At 69.2% G+C, this 19,543-nt stretch carries 14 protein-coding genes; 3 read left to right on the forward strand and 11 right to left on the reverse strand.

Annotation, left to right across the window (positions count from 1 at the left end):
* Positions 1 to 14: 14 nt before the first annotated feature.
* From AC4GYY_RS06655 to AC4GYY_RS06665, 3 genes are all read right to left on the reverse strand, one after another.
* The gene (locus AC4GYY_RS06655) at positions 15 to 854 is read right to left on the reverse strand and encodes a hypothetical protein (protein WP_491119483.1); all 840 of its coding nucleotides are present in this window, start codon (positions 852 to 854) and stop codon (positions 15 to 17) included.
* Positions 855 to 980: 126 nt separating this feature from the next.
* Positions 981 to 1,979 (reverse strand): hypothetical protein, encoded by a 999-nt coding sequence (locus AC4GYY_RS06660; RefSeq protein WP_491119484.1) that lies wholly within the window; start codon positions 1,977 to 1,979, stop codon positions 981 to 983.
* A 63-nt stretch (positions 1,980 to 2,042) separates the two neighbouring features.
* Entirely contained in the window at positions 2,043 to 3,482 is a 1,440-nt protein-coding gene (locus AC4GYY_RS06665) for an NAD-dependent succinate-semialdehyde dehydrogenase (protein ID WP_491119485.1), read from the reverse strand.
* A 145-nt stretch (positions 3,483 to 3,627) separates the two neighbouring features.
* Between AC4GYY_RS06665 and AC4GYY_RS06670 the strand changes: the two genes are divergently transcribed.
* Positions 3,628 to 5,268, forward strand: coding sequence for a M28 family metallopeptidase (locus AC4GYY_RS06670; RefSeq protein ID WP_491119486.1), 1,641 nt, complete (start codon positions 3,628 to 3,630; stop codon positions 5,266 to 5,268).
* Between the two features lie 53 nt (positions 5,269 to 5,321).
* Here AC4GYY_RS06670 and AC4GYY_RS06675 read toward each other — a convergent pair whose 3' ends face one another.
* Genes AC4GYY_RS06675 through AC4GYY_RS06710 form a run of 8 tightly spaced genes read right to left on the reverse strand, consistent with a single transcriptional unit; the run spans position 5,322 to position 17,539 of the window.
* Complete coding sequence (locus AC4GYY_RS06675) at positions 5,322 to 7,277, reverse strand: serine hydrolase domain-containing protein (RefSeq protein WP_491119487.1); 1,956 nt, start codon at positions 7,275 to 7,277, stop codon at positions 5,322 to 5,324.
* Between the two features lie 2 nt (positions 7,278 to 7,279).
* The gene (locus AC4GYY_RS06680; protein WP_491119488.1) at positions 7,280 to 8,836 is read right to left on the reverse strand and encodes a serine hydrolase; all 1,557 of its coding nucleotides are present in this window, start codon (positions 8,834 to 8,836) and stop codon (positions 7,280 to 7,282) included.
* A complete protein-coding gene (locus AC4GYY_RS06685) occupies positions 8,833 to 9,936 on the reverse strand; it encodes a YkvI family membrane protein (protein ID WP_491119489.1) in 1,104 nt (367 codons plus the stop codon). The genes AC4GYY_RS06680 and AC4GYY_RS06685 overlap by 4 nt, the downstream gene beginning before the upstream one ends.
* 16 nt (positions 9,937 to 9,952) lie before the next feature.
* Positions 9,953 to 10,999 (reverse strand): N-acetyltransferase DgcN family protein, encoded by a 1,047-nt coding sequence (locus tag AC4GYY_RS06690; RefSeq protein ID WP_491119490.1) that lies wholly within the window; start codon positions 10,997 to 10,999, stop codon positions 9,953 to 9,955.
* A 2-nt stretch (positions 11,000 to 11,001) separates the two neighbouring features.
* Entirely contained in the window at positions 11,002 to 13,239 is a 2,238-nt protein-coding gene (locus tag AC4GYY_RS06695) for a TonB-dependent receptor (RefSeq protein ID WP_491119491.1), read from the reverse strand.
* 57 nt (positions 13,240 to 13,296) lie between these two features.
* On the reverse strand, positions 13,297 to 14,574 hold the full coding sequence (locus AC4GYY_RS06700; RefSeq protein ID WP_491119492.1) for a peptide MFS transporter: 1,278 nt from the start codon (positions 14,572 to 14,574) through the stop codon (positions 13,297 to 13,299).
* Positions 14,571 to 15,560 (reverse strand): dipeptide epimerase, encoded by a 990-nt coding sequence (locus AC4GYY_RS06705; protein ID WP_491119493.1) that lies wholly within the window; start codon positions 15,558 to 15,560, stop codon positions 14,571 to 14,573. The genes AC4GYY_RS06700 and AC4GYY_RS06705 overlap by 4 nt, the downstream gene beginning before the upstream one ends.
* The gene (locus AC4GYY_RS06710) at positions 15,560 to 17,539 is read right to left on the reverse strand and encodes a serine hydrolase domain-containing protein (protein WP_491119494.1); all 1,980 of its coding nucleotides are present in this window, start codon (positions 17,537 to 17,539) and stop codon (positions 15,560 to 15,562) included. Before AC4GYY_RS06710 ends, AC4GYY_RS06705 begins: the two co-directional genes overlap by 1 nt.
* Positions 17,540 to 17,641: 102 nt before the next feature.
* On the opposite strand from AC4GYY_RS06710, the gene AC4GYY_RS06715 reads away from it, so the two are divergent.
* Together AC4GYY_RS06715 and AC4GYY_RS06720 are read left to right on the forward strand one after the other, a co-directional pair.
* Positions 17,642 to 18,325, forward strand: coding sequence for a helix-turn-helix domain-containing protein (locus AC4GYY_RS06715; RefSeq protein WP_491119495.1), 684 nt, complete (start codon positions 17,642 to 17,644; stop codon positions 18,323 to 18,325).
* Entirely contained in the window at positions 18,322 to 19,542 is a 1,221-nt protein-coding gene (locus AC4GYY_RS06720; RefSeq protein ID WP_491119496.1) for a dipeptidase, read from the forward strand. The genes AC4GYY_RS06715 and AC4GYY_RS06720 overlap by 4 nt, the downstream gene beginning before the upstream one ends.
* Position 19,543 lies beyond the last annotated feature (1 nt).

Below are 19,543 nucleotides of genomic sequence, written 5' to 3' on the forward strand. Positions count from 1 at the left end.
CGGTCGAGTCCGCGTCAGGCCTCGTCGGGGCGGAACGTCGCGGCGCGGAGCAGCAGGGTCTGGGAGACGGTCGCCGGCACGATCACCGTCACGCGCGGATCGAGCACCAGCACCTGCGACACGCCGAACTCATAGGTGACGCCCGCGAGATGCGCGGCATGCTGCTGCGCATGCTTGACGTGCGAGCCCTCCGCCACTTCGACGCGGTTCCGCGCCGCGGACCATAGCCCCACGTAGCAGTCGTCGCCCTTCTCCTGGTCCTGGAGCGCCTCGGTAAGCGCCTCGGGCGTCGGACAGAGCTGGACGTCGATCGTCACGTCGCGGCGGTGGACCAGGCCCAGCAAGGTCGCGAGCGAGCCCCGCACCTTGTCGAGCGTGTTGGTCTCCTCCGCCGGGTCGCCGATGCGAAGCTCGTACACGCCGTAGCGGAGCAGCGCGCGGAGCAGGTCGGCCTGGGCAGGGGTGATCCAGTCGCGGTCGCGCATCCAGCGGACCGAGCGCAGCCGATCGTTCAGACGCTCGACCGTCAGTTCAGGGCCTTGCGCGACGGGCGGCTTGGGCGGCTCGTGATAGCCGGCGGTCACGAAGATGGCGTCGTCGCCTTCGAGCCGGACCCAGATCCGCTCCTGGTCGGCCGCGGCGATCGGCATGGTATGGATGACGAAGCCGGAGAAACCGTCGCCGAGCTGCGCATCCGCGATGTCCTGGCGGAATCCCTCGATCTTGGCGGAGCCGATGCAATCGCGCCCCTGGAAGGCGAGCACCGTCGCGTCCTTCAGACTTCGGATCGGCGAGCTGATCCAGCCGCTGACGAAATTATCCCCGACCCGTTCGATCGCTCCTCGTGTCGACATGGCCCCCACCTGTGTCCTGATCGCGAATGCGAGCCCCATTCTGCACATGGTGCACCGCGTCAAGCGCACATTCGCCGCGGACGTAACGAACCGTACCAGGACCGGACAGGCGGTGCCTTGGGAGCGCTACTCCGCGCGGGCGCGCGCGCGGCGGCGCGGCGCCGTGTCCACGGTCTCGGCCTCGACGGCGAGCCGCAGCTCGTCGAAACGCTCCGGTGGAATCTGCGGGAGCAAGGTTTCGGGAAGGTCCTCGCGTACGTCTTCGAACAGCTGCTCGCGCCCGAAGAACGTCTCCGCGACCCAGCGATTGCTCTCCTCGAAATGATGCAGGAACTCGCGCCGGGTGGCGGTGCTGAGCGAGAGCTTGGGCCCCTCGGTCAGCTTGCCGGCCGCGCGAACCACGCTGCCGTCACGCTCGCCGCCGGAGCGCTTGTTGATCAGCCGCAGCAGCTCTAGCCCTTCCGCCGAGAGCGACAGGTTGCGGGTGGGCGCCTCGCGCTCCTCGAGATCGAGCTCGGCGGCGTCGCAGAAATCGGTCAGCAGCTCGCCGCCCACCCAGGTGTTCGGCTGGAACAGCCGCGGCCGTATCGCCGCGCGGCCGAAGACTCCGCTCCAGAGTTCCAGCAGGACGCGGTAGTCGTACCGCGCCTGGAGCTTGCGCCCCTTGGGGACCGCGAACGGCTTGACCGATCCCGATTTGACGGAGGTGGAATAGGTGCTGAGCAGGAACTCGTCCTGGCGGCGCAGATAGACGAGAATGACCATCTCGTCGCCGAACCGCTGGAGAAAGGTCTTGAGCCGCCGCACTTCCTCGGCGGTGTGGAGGCGCGACGAGCAGTGCTCGTTCGAAAACAGCAGTCGCCGCGGCTCCGCCTCGTCGATCTCGGCCTGGAGATCACGCGCCAGCGTGTCGGCGAAGTCCGGGCCGAGCTTCTGGAGCGCGCGAGCGCGGATGTTCACCGCCTCGGTCATCGCCGCCGCCGCCAGAAGGGTCTGGTTCGACTTGCCCGGTGCGGTCGGGAACAGGATCCCGTCCGCCAGCAGGTCGTCCCGTTTCCGGTTCAAGAAGCCCTGGATGGTGGTGGTGCCGGTCTTTTCCAGGCCGATGTGGACGGTGATCTTCACGCCCGGCTGTTTGGTCGGGGGCCGCAACGCCGTCAAGTCCGGCGGCGGCCCTTCCCTCATGCGTCAGACATTGGCGACGACCACCGCGCGGGTGTTGAGATAGGCCTCCATCGCCTCCGGACCGCCTTCCGTCCCGTAGCCCGAATCCTTGATGCCGCCGAAGGGTAGCTCGGCGGAGCCGGCGGCGGGGGTGTTGACCCACAGCATGCCGACCTCGACGCGGCGCGCGAGCAGATCGGCGTTCCTGAGCGAGCGGGTGAAGGCATAGCCCGCGAGGCCGAACGACAGCCGGTTCGCCTCGGCGATCGCCTCCTCCAGATCGTCGAAGGTGCGCAGGCCCGCGACGGGGCCGAACGGCTCGTCGTTGAACAGCTTCGCGTCGAGCGGCACGTCGGCAAGGACGGTCGGCTGCCAGAAGTTGCCTGCGTCACCGATCCGCGCGCCGCCGGTCAGCACCTTCGCGCCGCGCGCGACCGCATCGTGCTGGAACTCGGCCATCGCCGCCAGACGACGCTCGTTTGCGAGCGGTCCCATCTGGGTCCCCTCGGCCAATCCATCGCCGACCTTCACGTCCTCGGCGACGCGCACGAACGCTTCCGAGAACGCGCGCTCGACGCTGCGGTGGACGAGGAAGCGGGTCGGCGAGATGCAGACCTGCCCGGCGTTGCGGAACTTGGCGCCGCCGGCGCTCTTCACCGCCAGCTCGACGTCGGCGTCGTCGCAGACGATCACCGGCGCGTGGCCGCCGAGCTCCATCGACACGCGCTTCATATGCTTGCCCGCCTGCGCCGCGAGGAGCTTGCCGACCGGGGTCGAGCCGGTGAAAGTAATCTTGCGGATCACCGGGCTGGCGATGAGGTACTCCGAAATCTCCGACGGCGTGCCGTAGACGAGCTGGAGGACGCCTTCGGGGATGCCGGCGTCCTGGAACGCGCGGATCAAGGCCGCCGGGCTGGCCGGAGTCTCTTCGGGCGCCTTGACGATCATCGAGCAGCCCGACGCGAGGCCCGCGCCGATCTTGCGGACGACCTGGTTGATCGGGAAGTTCCACGGCGTGAAGGCGGCGACCGGGCCGACCGGGTCCTTCACCACCATCTGGCGCACCGCGATGTTGCTCCGGTGCGGGACGAGGCGACCGTAGACGCGGAAGCCTTCCTCGGCGAACCATTCGATGATGTCGGCGGCGGCCATCGCCTCGCCCTTCGCCTCGGCGACGGGCTTGCCCTGCTCCATCGTCAGCAGCCGGGCGATGTCGACGGCGCGCTCGCGCATGAGCGCCGCGGCCTTGCGCATGATCACGCTGCGCTGCGCGGGCGTATGGTCGCGCCAGACCTTGAAGCCGGCTTCGGCGGCGGCGAGCGCCGCGTCGAGGTCGGCGCGACCCGCATGCGCGACGCGCCCGATCTCCGCGCCGGTCGCCGGGTTCTGCACGCCGAGCGAGCGGCCATCGGTGGCGTCGCGCCACCGGCCGGCAATGAAGAGCTGGGTATCGGGATAGGTCACGCGGGCAATCTCCTGGGGATCGGATCGGCCCCCATGTAGGGGTGCCGACGCCCTTGCAAAGCCGGAGATCGGACAGCGATGCTGATCTGGTTGCTCCCGGCGACGTGAGCCTGCATGACAGCGGCGGACACAAGAAGGGGTCGCCATGAAACTTCGCTTCGCCACCGTCGCCGCCGCGATCGCGCTGGCCGCCGCACCCGCCCTCGCCGACGCGCCCGCGTTCGACACCGCGCGCATCTCGCAGGACATCCAGACGCTCTCGAGCGACGCCTACGAGGGCCGCGGCCCCGCGACCGCCGGCGAGACCAAGGCGACGACCTACATCGCCGCCCAGATGCAGGCCGCAGGGCTGACGCCTGCGGGGGATCGGGGGACATGGTTCCAGGATGTGCCGCTGCTCAAGGCGGACATCGTCGGCACACCGGCGCTCTCGATGACGGTGGCGGGTTCGGCGCTGCCGCTCAGCCAGGGGAACGAGATCGCCGCGCGCGCGGCGCTGACGGGGCAGACCGCCGTGTCGATCAAGGACGCGCCACTCGTCTTCGTCGGCTACGGCGTGAAGGCGCCTGAACGGAAGTGGGACGACTTCAAGGGCGTTGACCTCAAAGGCAAGATCATGGTGGTCCTGGTCAACGATCCCGACTTCGAGGGCGGAGAGGGCCAGTTCGGCGGCAAGCTGATGACCTATTACGGCCGCTGGACCTACAAATACGAGGAAGCAGCGCGGCAGGGCGCGGCCGGAATCCTGATCGTCCACGAGAGCGCTCCAGCCTCCTATGGCTGGAACACGGTCAAGAACTCGAACACCAACACGATGTTCGACATCGTCCGCAAGGACCCGGAGGCGAGCCACACGCAATTGGAGGGCTGGATCCAGCGCGACCTCGCGGTCGATCTGTTCAAGCGCTCGGGCCTCGACTTCGAGGCGGCGAAGGCAGCGGCGCGGCGGGCGGATTTCAAGCCGATGCCGCTCAAGGCGACCTTCTCGGCGAGCTACACGGTGAAGCCGGAGGTCATCACCTCGCACAACGTCGCGGGGCTGGTACCGGGCAAGACGCATGCGGCGGAGACGGTGATCTACTCGGCGCACTGGGACCATCTCGGCGTCGGCCAGCCCGATGCGAAGGGCGACCGCATCTACAACGGCGCGCTCGACAACGCCTCGGGCGTCGCGGCGCTGCTCGAACTGGCGCGCGCCTATGGCAAGGGGCCGCAGCCCGACCGCTCGGTATTGTTCCTCGCGGTGACGGCGGAGGAGAAGGGGCTGCTCGGCTCCGAATATTACGCCGCCAACCCACTGCGCCCGCTGGCGACCACGGCCGGCGTCATCAACATGGACGGTCCGTTCGGCGCGGAAAAGACGAAGGACTTCAGCATTTCGGGCGCGGCCAAGCTCGACCTGCTGACGATGCTGACCGAGGAGGCGGCCAAGCAGCAGCGCCGCTACACGCCCGATGCGCGGCCAGAGGCCGGCAGCTTCTATCGCTCGGATCACTTCCCCTTCGCCAAGCGCGGCGTGCCGGCGGTCTCCTACGACGCCGGGCAGGATCTGGTGAACGGCGGCGAGGCGCGGGGCAAGGAACTGGCCGACGTCTATATCCGCGACAAATACCACCAGCCCGCCGACGAGTTCGATCCCAAGTGGGACACGAGCAGCGTCCAGGGCGACCTAACGATCCTGTACGACGTCGGTCGGCGGCTGGCGGACGAGCGCGCGTGGCCGAACTGGGCGGCCGACAGCGAGTTCCGCGGGCTGCGGGATGCAACCGCGAGCGAGCGGAGGTAGGGTGATCCGCCAGACTTCGTCACCCCGGCCTCGAGCCGGGGTGACGGATAGGCTCAATAATTGAGGCTCCAGCCGATCAGCCGCGCCATCCACGCCGCCCAAAGCACGCCGACCAGCGCCAGCGCGACCAGCACCGCGCGAAGGCGGACGCTCCAGCCGAAGCGATGGCGAACGGCAAGCACCGCATTCCACACGCCAAGCGCCGCGCCCGCGATGGGGATGATCGCGGCGACCTGGAGCACGCGGATGGTACCGTCGAGGCTGGAATTATATGCGTCGACATGTTGGTCGAGGATCGGCGCGAGGACCCGGTACCAGCCGAACAGATAGAGCAGGTCGGCGAGCGCGGCGACGCGGGTGAGCAGCCGGACGGTCGCCACACGTCCGCTCGCGATCGGCGGCGCGGCGTAGCGGCGGCGGATGCGCCACGCGATCGGCCAGACGAGGACGGTCAGCACCAGGATCAGGAGCGACAGGCCGAGCACGATCTGGAACAGCACCGGATTGCGCGAGAAGGGCACCGCCTGGAGCACCCCGACCGGGTTCTGGCTGTCGATGATCGCGCGCCGACCCGCGATCTCGGTCACCTTGAGCTGCCGCGCGCCGTCGACCTCCCGCCACAGGCCGGGCGCGACTTCGCGGAAGGCCTTGCCCTCGATCGACGAGACGCTGATCGTCCCATCGGGGTTCGCCGCCACCGCGTCCTGCTGGAGCAGATAGAACAGGCTGATGAAGCCGGTCTCGACCCGGCGCGAGGTCTCGTAATGGCCGGCGAGCGCCGCCGCATCGGCCTTGGCGCTGGCGATGGCGGGCGGAGTCTGTTTGACGGGTGCGGGGAAGTAGCGGTCGGTGAAGCCGTCGACCAATCGCTCGCGCGCGCCGTACACCGCATCGCGCTCGCCGCGGCTGTTGAAGCTGACGAACAGGCCGACGTTCTTCTCGGGCCATAGGACGAGATCGGTGTGGAAGACGATCGTGTCACCGCCGTGCCCGAGTTCGGACAGGCCGTTACGGAACTGGTGGAAGAAGCCGTGCGCCATGCTGTCGAACCCCGGCGCGGGCCGCGCGGCGGGGGTGTGCATCAGCCGGATCGTCTCGGGCTTGAGGATCGTGACGCCGTTCCACGTGCCGCCGCCGAGCTGGGCGAGCATGAACTTCGCCATATCGTCGGCGGTCGCGGCGACGCTGCCCGCAGGCGCGGTCTCGACCAGCTCGTAGGGCTGGGCCGGTCCGTCGCTCGTGCGATAGCCCTTGGACGCCAGCGGCGCGAGCGCGGGCGGGAGCGGCTGGACGAAGGTGGTGTGCGCCATCCCGAGCGGGCCAGTGATATGGCGCTGGATGTACGTCTCGAACGGCTCGCCCGAGACGCGCTGGAGGATGTATCCCGCCAGCGCGACGCCGTAGTTCGAATAGGCTCCCGCGACGCCGGGCGCGAACAGGAAGGGCCGCGTGTTCTCCTTCAGGTAGCGTTCGGTCGTCTTGAGCAGCTTGGGGTCGCTGGCGAGAAGATCCTTCAGCCCCTCCTCGAACCCGCCCTTGTGCTGCATCAGATCGTTCATCGTCACCGCGCGGCCGGGCGGGGTGATGCGGAAATCAAGGTAGCGATTGACGTCGGCGTCGAGGTCGATCTTGCCCGCCTCGACCAGCTGCATCACCGCGGTCCAGGTGAGCAGCTTCGAGGTCGAGCCGATCCGCATCAGCGATGCCCGCGGGTCCATCGGCGTCTTCTTCGCGACGTCGGCGAAGCCATAGCCCTTCTCGAAGAGGAGCCGGCCGTCCTTGACCACCGCGACCTGCGCGCCGGCGATCTTCCCGCCCTTGAGCGCGGAGGGGATGAAGCCATCCATCCACGCCGCCACGTCCGCCTCGGTGAGCTGCGGGGTGCTCGCGGGCGTCACCGGCTGCGGCGTGGTCTCGGCGGAAGCGGGCGCCGGCGCCACCGGGCGCTGTTTCGCCGGGGTGGCGGCGACGAGCAGCGCGGCGAGGAGGGCGAGGAGCGGCTTGCGCATGGTCATTTCCCGGTTTCGGGGGTGAACAGCAGGTCTTGGTAATCGAAACTGAAGTCGGCGATCGGCGACACCGGCCTGGCGGTGATCCGCGCGACCTTGCCCTCGGCGTCGAGCGCGAAGGTCAGATACGCGGGCTCGATGTTCCGGTCGTCGAAGCGGGCGACGAAGGTGTCGTATTGGTAATGCTCGAGCCGCCCGGTCATCCGCGGGGTCGGGGTGAAGTTCACCGTCAGTCCCTTGGCGTCCGAGCCGATCGCGATCGGGCCGTACCACGCGTCGACGTAGCGTCCGGCGTAGCGCGCGAGTGGAAGGGACGGGCCGACCTTGGCCGGGGCTGCGGTCTTTTCGGCGACGACCTTCTCGGCGGCGGCGATCCGGGCGGCGCGATACGCCTTGAACTTCGCAGGCCAGTCCTGGTGCGGCAGACCGAGGTAATGGTCGATCAGCTGCCACATCAGCCCGTGGCGCGGCTCCGCCTCCTCGCTGTTGAGGGTGATCGCGAAGGCGACGTGCTTCTCGGGGATCAGCACCACCGTCGAGGTCATCCCGAACAGCCCGCCCGCGTGCCAGACGATCTGCGCACCGTGATAGTCGCGCACTTCCCAGCCGAGCGCATAGGCGTCGAAGGTCGGGGTCGTCGCGGCGACCGGCTCGGGCAAAGCCGTGATCGGGATCGGAGTCACCGGGGTCCACATCTCCTTGCCTTGCGCGGGCGAGAAGACCTTGCCGCCGCCCGACAGCTGGACCTGGAGCCAGCGCGCCATGTCGTTGGCGCTCGCCGCGATCAGCCCGGCGGGGGCGGAGGCCTGGGGCAGCTGGTCGTGCTCGTCGAGCATCCGCATCGTACCCGTTCCGCGCACCGCGCCGCCGTAGCGCGCGTGGGGAAAGGCGCGGTTGGGATCGGCCCAGAAGGCGGTCAGCTCGTCGGTCGCGCGCGTCATGCCGGCGGGGGCGAAGACGTGCGCCTTGACATACGCTTCCCAGGTCTGTCCGGTCACCGCCTCGATCAGCTGGCCGGCGACGGTGTAGAGGATGTTGTCATAGGCATAGGCGCTGCGGAAGCTGGTCGCGGGCTTGATGAAGCGCAGGCGGCGGGTGATCTCGGCGCGACTGTAGCTGCCGCGCGGAACGTAGAGCAGGTCCCCTGCCCCCAGGCCGAGCCCGCTGCGGTGGACCAGCAGGTCGCGCACGGTCATCTCGCGAGTGACCCAGGCGTCGTTCATCTGGAAACCGGGGAGCCGATCGACGACACGGTCGTCCCAGCCGAGCTTGCCCGCATCGACCAGCGTGGCGAGCGCTGCGGCGGTCATCGCCTTGGCGGTCGAGCCGATCAGGAACAACGTGTCGGCGTCGACCGGCTCCCCGCCCTGCTTGCGGACGCCGAAGCCGTGCGCGAGCGTCACCTGCCCGTCCTCGACGATCGCGACCGCCATGCCGGGGGTGCCGGACGCGCGCATCACCTGATCGACATGCGCGTCGAAGCCTTCGGGTGGGGCGGCGAGCGCGGAGGTGGCGGCGAGCGCCAGCGCGCAGCCGAGGATGGGGGCGGCGAATCTCATGCGAGCGGCTCCGGTTTGGCCAGCGCCGTGCGCCCGAGCAGGGTCGCGAGCAGCAGCGGCAGGACGTAGATCGCGATCACCGCGAGCGCGAGCGCGCGGTAGCCCGCCGCGATCAGCCCGACGAGGCCGACGCGCTCGGCAACGAGCATGCAGGGGATGAGCAGCGCGAGCGCGAGCAGGGCGCGGGTGGCGGGCTTGAGGGTCAGCCCACGCGCGGCTGCGATCCGCTGGTTGATCGCATGGACCATCCCGGTCCCGCTCTCGAGCAAAGCCGCGAAGATCATCACCTGGAAGCCGAGGTGGAACAGCGGGTGGCCGAGGCGGACGAGCATGAAGTCCGAGGGCAGCACCGCATCGGCGATCTCGGGCAAGAACGCCGTCATGCTGACGAAGAACAGCAGCGCGGGCAGCATCGCCAGCGGCGCGGCGACCGCGCCGGCGATCAGCGCGTCCGTCCCCGAGCGGAAGTGGCGGGTCACCGGCAGCACGATCACCGCGCCGACGATATTGTACCCGGCATAGGTCAGCCCCCCGAGCGCCCAGTCGCCCGAGGGCGCAGGCGAGGCGGCGAAAGCAGCGGCGATGCGGTCGCCCACCCCAGTCAGCGCGAGCACGAGGAAGATCGCGTAGGTGGCGTAGAGCAGCACCGAGACCCAGACGAACACGCGCTCGACCCCGGCGTTACCGAACGCGACGCAGGCGGTGATCCCCGCCATCAGCGCCAGCGTCCCGGCGAGCGGCGGCAGTCCCAGCGTCGCCGCGCCGATCGCCCCTGCCGCCGCGCCGAAGACGGCGAGGACGATGACGATGAACACGGCATAGGCCGCCTCGAACACCACCCAGCCGCGGCCGAGCAGCGCCTGGAAGAAGGCGCGATAGTCCTGCGACCGGGTGACGTAGGCGAAGCGGAAGGTCGCGGCGGCGACGACGCCCCAGATCGCGGTCGCGAGCAGCATCGCGAACAGCCCACCCCAAGGCCCGGCGGGCAGGAAGAACTCGGCGAGCTCGCGGCCGGTCGCATAGCCGCCGCCGATCACCACCGCCTTGAAGGCGAGGCCCGGCAGGACCCAGCGGCGGAAGCGATCGGCAAGGGTGCTCATGGCTGCGCCGGTCTTGTCACGCGCATGCGTCCAGCAGCCGCTCGAACGGCTCGCCGCCGCGGATCGGGTCCGCCGCGGGCAGGCCCAGCCGTGCGCCGGTCTCGCCGATCACCCGCGCCGCCTCGTCCGCCGGCAACGCGCCGGTGTTGAGGCTGACCCCGGCGCAGCGGATGGCGGGATTGGTGAGGCGGCCCATCGCCACCGTCTGCTCGATCACCGCCTCGATGGGCGGCAGGCGGTAGCCCGCGGTGCCGAGGATCGCCTCGCGCCCCGGCTCGTGGCAGACGACGAACAGGTCGGGCTGGCTGCCGTGGAGCAAGGCCAGCGACACCGGGGCATAGGCGGGGTGGAACAGCGACCCCTGCCCCTCGATCACGTCGAGGTGATCGGGGGCGGCGTCGGGGCTGAGCAGCTCCGCCGCCCCCGCCGCGAAGTCCGCGATCACCGCGTCGATCGCAATGCCGGCGCCCGCGATCATGATTCCCGTCTGCCCGCTCGCGCGGAAGGTGGCGTCGACGCCGCGCGCGACGAGGCCGTTCGTCAGCGCCAGCGCGGTGTATTTCTTGCCCAGCGCGCAATCGGTGCCCACGGTCAGCAGGCGGCGGCCGGTGCGCTTGCGTCCGCTCGCGATCGGCAGGTCGGCAGGCGGCACGCGCAGGTCGATCAGCGCGACCCCGTGCCGCGCCGCCGCCGCCGCCAGTTCGGGCAGATCGGCGAGCCGCGCGTGCATTCCCGCGACCAGCGTCAGCCCGGCCTCGATCGCCGCGATCAGCGCCGGCAGCCACGAGGCGGGGATGACGCCGCCCTGGTTCGCGACCCCGATCACCATCGCCCGCGCCCCCGCCGCCGCCGCCGCAACTGGGGTGAGCGCCGTGAGCCCGGTCGAGACCGTCGCGCCGGGCAGCGCGTACTCGCCCAGGCACTTGTCGCCGGCCCAATCCCGCAGACCGAACGCGGTCTTGGCGAACCCCGTCTCGGTCACGTCGCCCAGGAACAGGAGATACGGCGCGGGCAGCGCGTGCGCCGCCCCGGCCGGGCCGGCGAGCAGGTCGGCGTCGGCCACGCTCAGAACCCGGCGCCGAACGTCAGCCCGAAGCTGCGCGGGCGGATCACTCCGGTGCCGACCGCGCCGAACGGGAAGTTGCCCTCGCCGGTGACGTTGGTCTTGCCCTCCGCGTTCGACAGGTTCTTGGCATAGGCCTCGACCGAGAAGCGCCCGAAGTCGAGCCCGGCGCGCAGATCGAACACCGCATAGGATGGGATCTTGTAGGTCCGCCCGGCGAGCGCCGCCGCCGTGCTGAACGGCCCGGCCTGCTCACCGACGAAGCGCAGCGACGAGCCGACGTAGGCGCTGGTGTCGCCGCCGACCTGCCAGTCGTAGTCGCCGTTGACCGACACCGCCCATTGTGGGGTGAAAGGCAGCCGGTCGCCGTCGCGGCCGTTGATCAGCGGATCGGTATCCTCGCGCAGCTTGGCATCGGTATAGGCGCCATTGACCGACATCTCGAGACCACGGGTCGGGCGCGCGGTAGCGGTGAACTCGAAACCGTTGCTCACCGCCTTTCCGCCGTTGGCGTTGACGCCGAAATCGTCGATCTGCGCGAACAGCTGGATATCGTTCCAGTCGATATGGAACGCGGCCGCGTCGAGGCTGAAGGTGCGATCCGCGGTCTCCAGCTTGAGGCCGACTTCGTAGCTGACGAGCGAGTCCGATTTGTAGGTCTTGACGCTCTCAGGCGCGCTCGGCGGCACGATGTTCGGGCCGCCGGGCCTGAAGCCCTTGGCGACGCGGGCGTAGAGCGAGGCGTGCTCGCCGAATTTCACCTTGGGCGCGACCGACCAGGTGAACACGCCCTCCTTCGACGCGGAGGACAGGGCGGGCGGAGCGAGCAGCCCGGTCCCGCCCTGGTTCGCGTCCTGATCGTTGTGGCTGTAGCGGCCGCCGAAATCGAGATCGAACACGCGGCCGAGGTGGAGCGTGCCGTTCGCGAAGCCCGCGATCTCCTCGTAGCGCGAGCGGCTGAAGATGTCCGCGAGCTGCGGCAGCAGCGGCGAGATGCTGAGCGTCCCCTGATCGTACACGTCGATCCGCTGGAGGATCGCCGCCGTCTCATGGTTGTAATAGCCGCCGACCAGCCACTCGAAGACGTCGTTCTTGGCGGACGCCAGGCGCACCTCCTGCGTGAAGCGCTCGTTGTTGGTCTGCTGGACCAGGCCGATGTCGACGAGGGGTCCCGTCGCCGGATCGAACACGCCGAGCAGCCCGCCGTAAAGGACGGTGAGGTCGTCGCGCAGCGCCTCCTTGAGCGTGGAATAGCTGGTCGAGGAGGTCACCGTCGCGAAGCCGAGGTCGAGATCGGCGGTGCCGTTGTACACGCGGTAACGGACGTCGGTATATTCGGGAACGTACTGCGACTGAACGTAACCCCGCTGCGTCAGCAGCGAGACGGGGTCGCTCTCGACCGTGCTCGACGCATCGCTGTTCAAATCCTGCACGATGGCGGTCAGGCGAACCGACAGGATGTCGACGGGCTTCCACAGCGCCGAGATCCGGCCGCCGTAGCTGTCGGTCCCGTTGATGTTCTTGGCCGTGTCGGAGCCGAGTTCGCCGACCGAATCGATGAAGCCGCCGTAGCGGCGGTAGAAGCCCGAGGCGCGCACCGCGAGCGTGGACGACAGCGGCACGTTGAGCATCGCCGAGCCGTTGTACGACATCTTGCCGCCGTCGGTGGCCTCAACGCTGGCGCGCGCGCGGCCTTCGATCTTCGTCGTGTCGGGCGTCGCGCTGACGAACTTGATGACGCCGCCCAGCGAGGACGCGCCGTAGATCGTGCCCTGCGGCCCGCGCAGCACCTCGATCCGGGCCATGTCGAACGTATCGATCTCGCCCGCCAGGATCGCGCCGTTGGCCTGGCCCGTCGAGGAGCCGAACGGCGTCTCGTCGACATAGGTGGCGACGGTGGCGGCGACGCCGCCCGTATTGATGCCGCGAAGCACGACGCGGCCCTCGCCGGGGTTCGACTGCGCGATCTGGAGACCGGGGACGAGCTTGGCGTAATCCTGGAAGGTGAAGGCCTGCTGTCGGTCCAGCGCCGCGCCGCTGACGACAGACACCGACTGGGGCACGTCGATCAACGTCTGCTCGCGCTTTTGCGCGGTGACGATCACGTCCTCGGGCTGGCCGTTCGTCGCGTCGGGCGACGCGGTCGGCTCGACGGTGGGTGCGGAGGTCGATTGCGCGAGGGCGGGCGTGACGACGAAGGCGGCCGTGGCCGTGGTGATCCAAAGCAGCGTGCGCGTCATCTCGATTTTCCCCTCATTCATCCATTTGGAGAAGTTTTGTCCTGATCGGAAATCTGGTCAAGCAGATTCGGAGCGGGTGGCGTGATCGAGCGGCGCCTGTTGCGCCAAAGGCTCGATCAGGCGTAGCAGCAGCGCCGCAAGCGTGGCGATCCCGGCGAGCAGGACGAAGTAGAGCGGATGGCCCATCCGGCTCCACAAGGTGCCGACCAGCCCGGCGAACAGGCTGCCGGCGAAGATCGCGAGATACCAGGCGGCGACCGTCGTCGCGCCCAGCCCCTTGGGCGCGGCGCGCGCGAACAGGCCGAGGCCGGTCGGGAGGATGAAGAGCTCGCCCAGCGTGAAGACCGCGAAGAACACGATCAGCCACGGCCAGGCGGCGTTCGGCCACAGCGCGGCGACGACGGCGAGCAGCAGATAGGCGCAAGCGACCACCAGCGCGCCCGCCGCCATCCGCCGCGTCGGCGCGGGCTCGCCGCGCCGTTCCGCGCGCCGCCGCCACCAGCGCAGGAGAAACGGGGTCATCAGCATCACGAACAGCGGGTTCAAGGAGATGAACCACGTCATCGGGATCGCGAACGTCCCCGCCCGCTTGTCGACGCCCGTGTCCGCCCAGAGAGGAAGCGTGTTGCCGACCTGCTCGTATGCGCCGCGGAACACCGTTACCGACAGCGCCACCGCGACCAGCAGCAGGATCGTCGTGCGGGACAAGCCCACCTTCGCCGCCTGGCCCCGTTCGACCGGCGGGTGCCGCGTCTGCGCGGGCAGGTAGCGTTGCCCCCAGACGTAGATGAGCACGCCGGCGACCATCCCGATCCCGGCCGCGCCGAATCCGTAATGCCAGCCGTAGGTCTCGCCGAGCAGCCCGCAGATCAGCGGGGCGAGGAAGCCGCCGATGTTCACCCCGACGTAATAGACGTTGTACGCCCAGCCGACGCGGGGGTCGCCGGGCTCGTAGAGGTCGTCGATCTGGCTCGGCAGGCTCGGCAGGAACAGTCCGTTGCCCAGCGCGATCGTGGCCAGCGCGACGTAGAACAGGCTTTCGAACGCCATCAGGAAATGCCCGACCGCCATGATCGTGCCGCCGATCACGATCGCGCGACGCTTGCCGAGCACGCGGTCGGCGATCACCCCGCCGACGATCGGGGTGAAGTACGCACACGCCGTATAGGTGCCGTAGATCAGCGAGGCGCGCTCCTGCCCGATCAGCAGCTGCTTGGTCATGTAGAAGACCAGGAGCGCGCGCATTCCGTAGTAGGAGAAGGTCTCCCACATGTTCGTCAGGAACAGGATCGTCAGCCCGCGCGGCTGCCCGAACCAGGTCGGCTCGCGTGTCATCCGCCCCAGACGTCCGGCCCGGCGTAGAGCGTGCCGCCTTCATATGTGACGCGCGGCGCGGGATCGTCGGCGAGGAAGGTCGGACCGTCGAGGTCGACGAGGTCGGCGATCTGCCCAAGCACGAAGCCGGGCGCGGTCGCGAGACTGGTCCCGACCATCGTCCCGACCATGACGCCGAGGCCGCGCGCGCGCGCCTCGGCAGCGATCAGCAGCCCCTCGGTGAGGCCGCCGCACTTGTCGAGCTTTATGTTCACGACGTCGAACCGGCCCTTGGCAGAGGCGACGTCCGCGAGGGTCAACAGGCTCTCGTCGCCCGCGATCGGGATCGGTGAGAGGAAACCTTCGAGATCGGCCTCGCACCCGCGCGCGAGCGGTTGCTCGAGGAGCGAGACGCGGTGCGGCAGCAGCCCCTCGACGAGCGGGATCAGATCGGCCTTGACGAACCCCTGGTTGCCGTCGACGCCGAGCCAGACGTCGGGGCGCGCGCCGCGGATCGCGGCGACGCGGGCGAGATCGAGCGGAAGATCGCCGGTCAGCTTGACCTTGATCGACTTCGCGTCGGCATAGCGGCGCGCGCTCTCGGCCATCGCCTCGGGTGTGTCGGCGCCGATCGTAAAGGTGGTGACGATCGGCTTGGGCGCTTCCGCCAGCCCCGCGAGCCGCCACACCGGCACGCCCGCACGCTTCGCCTCCAGCTCCCACAGCGCCGCGTCGACCGCATTGCGCGCGCCGCCGGCCGCCATGATTGTGCGGAGCTCCTCGCGGGTCGGCCCCGCCTCGATCGCCTCGCGCGCCATCTCGACGTCGGCCTGCATCTTCGCGAGGTCGTCGCCCAGATAATAAGCCCCTGCCCCTTCCCCGCGTCCGCGGCGCGCGCCGTCGCGAAGCGTGACGACGAGCACCTCGGCGGTCTCGAACACATAGCCAGAGATGCGGAACGGCTTAGCGAGGCGGAGGACCGCCGTCTCGGTCGAAAGCGTCAGCATCAATAGTGCGTCGTGATCGCGAGGAGGCTGTATGACCAGGCGGTCCACAGCACGACGAGGGCGGCGAGGAGCAGCAGCACCGCCCACAGCTTGCGCGTCCAGTGTCGCCCGTCGCGGATCGCTTGCGCAAGGTTCCAGCCGGCGATCAGCACCGCGCCGACGAAGACGATGCAGCCCGCGATCTCGAGCACTAGCAGCACCGCGTCGCCCGGCGATCCGTCGGCGAAGATCGTCGAGATCAGCCAGAACCAGCCGCCGAGCACCAGCAGGCTCGCCAGCGCCATCACCCGCGACGCGCGCGCCGCCCGCAGCGACGGTCCGGCGACCGGCTTCGCGAGGGCGTAGCGGCGGCGGACGAACCAACTGCCGGGCGCGTAGAGGACGGTCAGCAGCAGCACCGCCAGGCTGGCGTAGAGTGCCGGCAGCAGCCACGCCGCCGAGCGCAAGGGCGGAACGCGGTCGAACACCATGAAGGGCGCGGCGAGGCCGTAGCTCCAGCGCACCGGCCTGCCGTCGGCGACCTGCGCGGCGAGCAGATCGTGTCCGTCACGGTCGCGCCAGACATAGGGCGCGATCTCGACCCAGCGTTGCGGCGCGCCGTTCGCGCCCTTGAGGCTGGGGATCGTCAGCGCGCCGTCGGCATCGGTCGCGACCTTCACCTGGCCGATGAGGTTGAGGATATTGACGAAGTTGGTCAGCGACGAGCGGCTGACCTGCCACTGCCCCGCCATCGCCTGGGCGTGCGCCGCGGCGGTCTTGGCGTCGACGCGACCGTCCTTGACCGTCGACGGGAAGTAGCGATCGGCGAAGTCCTGGAACAGCTGCCAGCGCGCGACATGCGCCGCGCCCTCGCGACCGGCCGCGTTGAACGAGACGTAGAAGCCGACATGCTCCCTGGTGAACAGGTGGAGCGAGGTGTGCATGTTGTTCGTGTCGCCGAGGTGCGCGATCACCTCGCGGCCGTTGATGTTGGTCTCGAAGAAGCCGAGCTCCATCCGGTTGAGCGGCGGGATCAGCGACTTCGGGTTGACCTTGGCGAGCGGCGAATCGTGCATCATCGCCGCGGTCTCGGGCTTGAGGATGCCGCGTCCGCCCTCGAGGTGCGCGATCATGAACTTGGCCATGTCGAGCCCCGAGGCGGAGAGCGATCCCGCGGGCGCGGCGACGACGATCTCGAACGGCTTGGCCGGGACCGACGCCTGCGGATAGCCGACCGCCAGCAGCGGGCGCAGCCGCGCGGGGAGCGGCTGGCGGAAGGTCGCGGTCCTCATGTCGAGCGGCTTGAAGATGCGCGCATCGACATAGTCGTCGAACGACATCCCCGAGACGCGCTCGACGATGTAGCCCGCGAGCGTCGTCGCCCAGTTCGAATAGGCCGGGGTCGTGCCGGGCTCGTAGACGCGCTTGGGGACGTAGGCTTTCAGATAGACGCCGATCGGCACCACGTCTTTCGGATCATAGGTGATCAGCCCCTTGTTCGCCTCCTCGAAGCCGGCGGTATGCGTCATGATCTGACGCATCGTGATCGGCTTGCCGTCGAAGGGCGGAATGGTGAAATCGAGGTAGCGGTTGACGTCGGCGTCGAGGTCGATCTTCCCCGCCTCGACCTGCTGCATCACCGCGGTCCAGGTGACGAGCTTCGACACCGAACCGGGACGGAACAGCGTGAGGCTGGGGTCGACCGGCTTGCGCCCGGCGATATCGGCGTAGCCGTAACCACGGCCGGCGATCACCTGCCCGTCCTTGACCACCGTCACCACCGCGCCGGCGAGGTCGCCGCTTTTCAGCGCGTACGGCATGTAGCCGTCGAGCCAGGCGGTCACGTCTTCGCCGGTCAGCACATGCGCCGCGCCCGATGCGACGAGCGGGCTCGTGACCGGCGTGGCCGGCGCCAGCGGCGCCGGCGCCTGCGCGACCGTCATCGTCCCCATCGCCAGCGCGCCGAGCGTCGCCCCCAGCCAGCCGAGCCTCGCACGCATTCCCATTGCCGCTGCGCCTCCCATCAGATATCGTTTGTCGCTATCCTGATTAGGACACGATGATCCTAAACAGGTCGAACGTCAACGGGCGAAGGACCAGCCGTGCCGACCACCCCCCCGACACTCGGCGCATTGCTCAAGGGGCTGCGCGCGCGCGAGGGCTGGACGCTCAAGGAGATGAGCGCGAAGTCCGGGATCCCGGTCTCGACGCTGTCGAAGATCGAGCACGACCGGCTGACGCTGACCTACGACAAGCTCCAGGCCCTCGCGAAACGGCTGGGAATGCGGATGACCGATTTGTTCGCCGAGGAGACCGGGGAGTCGGTCCAAGCCGTGACTGCGCGGCGCAGCGTCGGCGACATCGCCCGCTCGGTGCGGGTGGAGACGCCCAATTACGACTATCACTATCTCTGCACCGAGCTCCGGCGGAAGCGGATGATCCCGGTCGTCACCAAAATTCGCGCGCGCTCCGCCGAGCAGTTCGGCGACCTGGTGCGCCATTCGGGCGAGGAGTTCCTCTACGTCCTGTCGGGGCGGGTCGAGGTGCAGACCGAATTCTACGATCCGGTCACGCTCGAGCCCGGGCAGGCGATCTACATCGATTCGAGCATGGGGCATGCCTATCTGGCCGCCGCCGGCTGCGAGGAGGCGGAGGTGCTGGCGGTCATGTCGAGCGAGGAGGAGGAGTTGATGGAGTCGCTCCTCAGCCTCCACCACGGCCGCGGCGGGCCCGCGGAGAACGAGAACGATCCCCCTGCCTCGCGCCGCTCGGGAGGCGGGTTGTGAGGGGCGCGCTCTTTGCCACGTTCGCGCTGCTGGCCACCCCTGCCCCCGCGCAGGATGAGGCGACCCGTGTCGCCCGGGTGCTCAAGGCGACGCCGCTGATCGACGGCCACAACGACTGGGCCGAGGCGCTGCGCGAACGCGAAGGCGAGGCGCGCTGGACAATCGACCTGCGCGATCTCTCGGCGAAGAAACCGGCGTACAACACCGACATCGTCCGATTGCGGCGGGGAATGGTGGGCGGGCAGTTCTGGTCGGTCTGGGTCGACCCGACGCTGCCGGGCAAGGAGCAGGTCGAGCAGACGATCGAGCAGATCGCGCTCGTCCAGTCGCTCGCCGAACGCTATCCCGACACGTTCGCGCTGGCGCGCACCGCCGCCGACGTGCGCCGCGCGCACAAGGCGGGCAGGATCGCGAGCATGATCGGGGTCGAGGGCGGCGGCCAGATCGACGGCAGCCTGGGCGTGCTGCGTGCCTATGCCGCGCTCGGGGCGGGCTATCTGACGCTCACCCATTCGCGCACGATCGAATGGGCCGATTCGGCCACCGACGATCCCAAGCACAATGGGCTGACCGACTTCGGCCGCACGATCGTCGCCGAGCTCAACCGGCTGGGGGTGCTGGTCGACCTCAGCCACGTCAGCGAGGGCACGATGCGCGACGCGCTGGCGGTGACGAAGGCGCCGGTGATCTTCTCCCACTCCTCCGCCCGCGCGCTCGACGATCATCCCCGCGATGTGTCGGACGACGTGTTGAAGCTCGTGGCGAAGAACGGCGGCGTGGTGATGGTCAATTACGCTCCGCCCTATGTCTCCGACGCCTATCGCCGCTGGTCGGCGGATTCGCTCGCCGAGAAGGCGCGGCTCAACTCACCGCCGTACAACGGCCTCGACATCGGCCAGCCCGAGAAGGCGGCGGCGGACTATGCGGCGTGGCTGAAGGCGCATCCCGCACCGGGGGTGACGCTGGCGCAGGTCGCAGACCATATCGCGCACATCGCCGAGGTCGCGGGCGTCGATCATGTCGGGCTCGGGTCCGATTACGACGGGGTGGGCGAGACCTTGCCGCAGGGGCTTGCCGACGTGTCGACCTATCCCGCGCTGCTCGCCGAGCTGATGCGGCGCGGCTGGTCCGACGCCGACGTCGCCAAGGTGGCGGGCGAAAACGTTCTGCGGGTCATGAAAGCCGCCGAGCGGGTCAAGGCGCAGCTGGCGCGCTGAG

The organism is Sphingomonas sp. SP6, from assembly GCF_058313435.1.

Coding starts and splice junctions, on each gene's coding strand:
- AC4GYY_RS06655 (WP_491119483.1), bottom strand. CDS start 854: ATGTCGACACGAGGAGCGATCGAACGGGTCGGGGATAATTTCGTCAGC.
- AC4GYY_RS06670 (WP_491119486.1), top strand. CDS start 3,628: ATGAAACTTCGCTTCGCCACCGTCGCCGCCGCGATCGCGCTGGCCGCC.
- AC4GYY_RS06675 (WP_491119487.1), bottom strand. CDS start 7,277: ATGCGCAAGCCGCTCCTCGCCCTCCTCGCCGCGCTGCTCGTCGCCGCC.
- AC4GYY_RS06680 (WP_491119488.1), bottom strand. CDS start 8,836: ATGAGATTCGCCGCCCCCATCCTCGGCTGCGCGCTGGCGCTCGCCGCC.
- AC4GYY_RS06685 (WP_491119489.1), bottom strand. CDS start 9,936: ATGAGCACCCTTGCCGATCGCTTCCGCCGCTGGGTCCTGCCGGGCCTC.
- AC4GYY_RS06695 (WP_491119491.1), bottom strand. CDS start 13,239: ATGACGCGCACGCTGCTTTGGATCACCACGGCCACGGCCGCCTTCGTC.
- AC4GYY_RS06700 (WP_491119492.1), bottom strand. CDS start 14,574: ATGACACGCGAGCCGACCTGGTTCGGGCAGCCGCGCGGGCTGACGATC.
- AC4GYY_RS06705 (WP_491119493.1), bottom strand. CDS start 15,560: ATGCTGACGCTTTCGACCGAGACGGCGGTCCTCCGCCTCGCTAAGCCG.
- AC4GYY_RS06710 (WP_491119494.1), bottom strand. CDS start 17,539: ATGCGTGCGAGGCTCGGCTGGCTGGGGGCGACGCTCGGCGCGCTGGCG.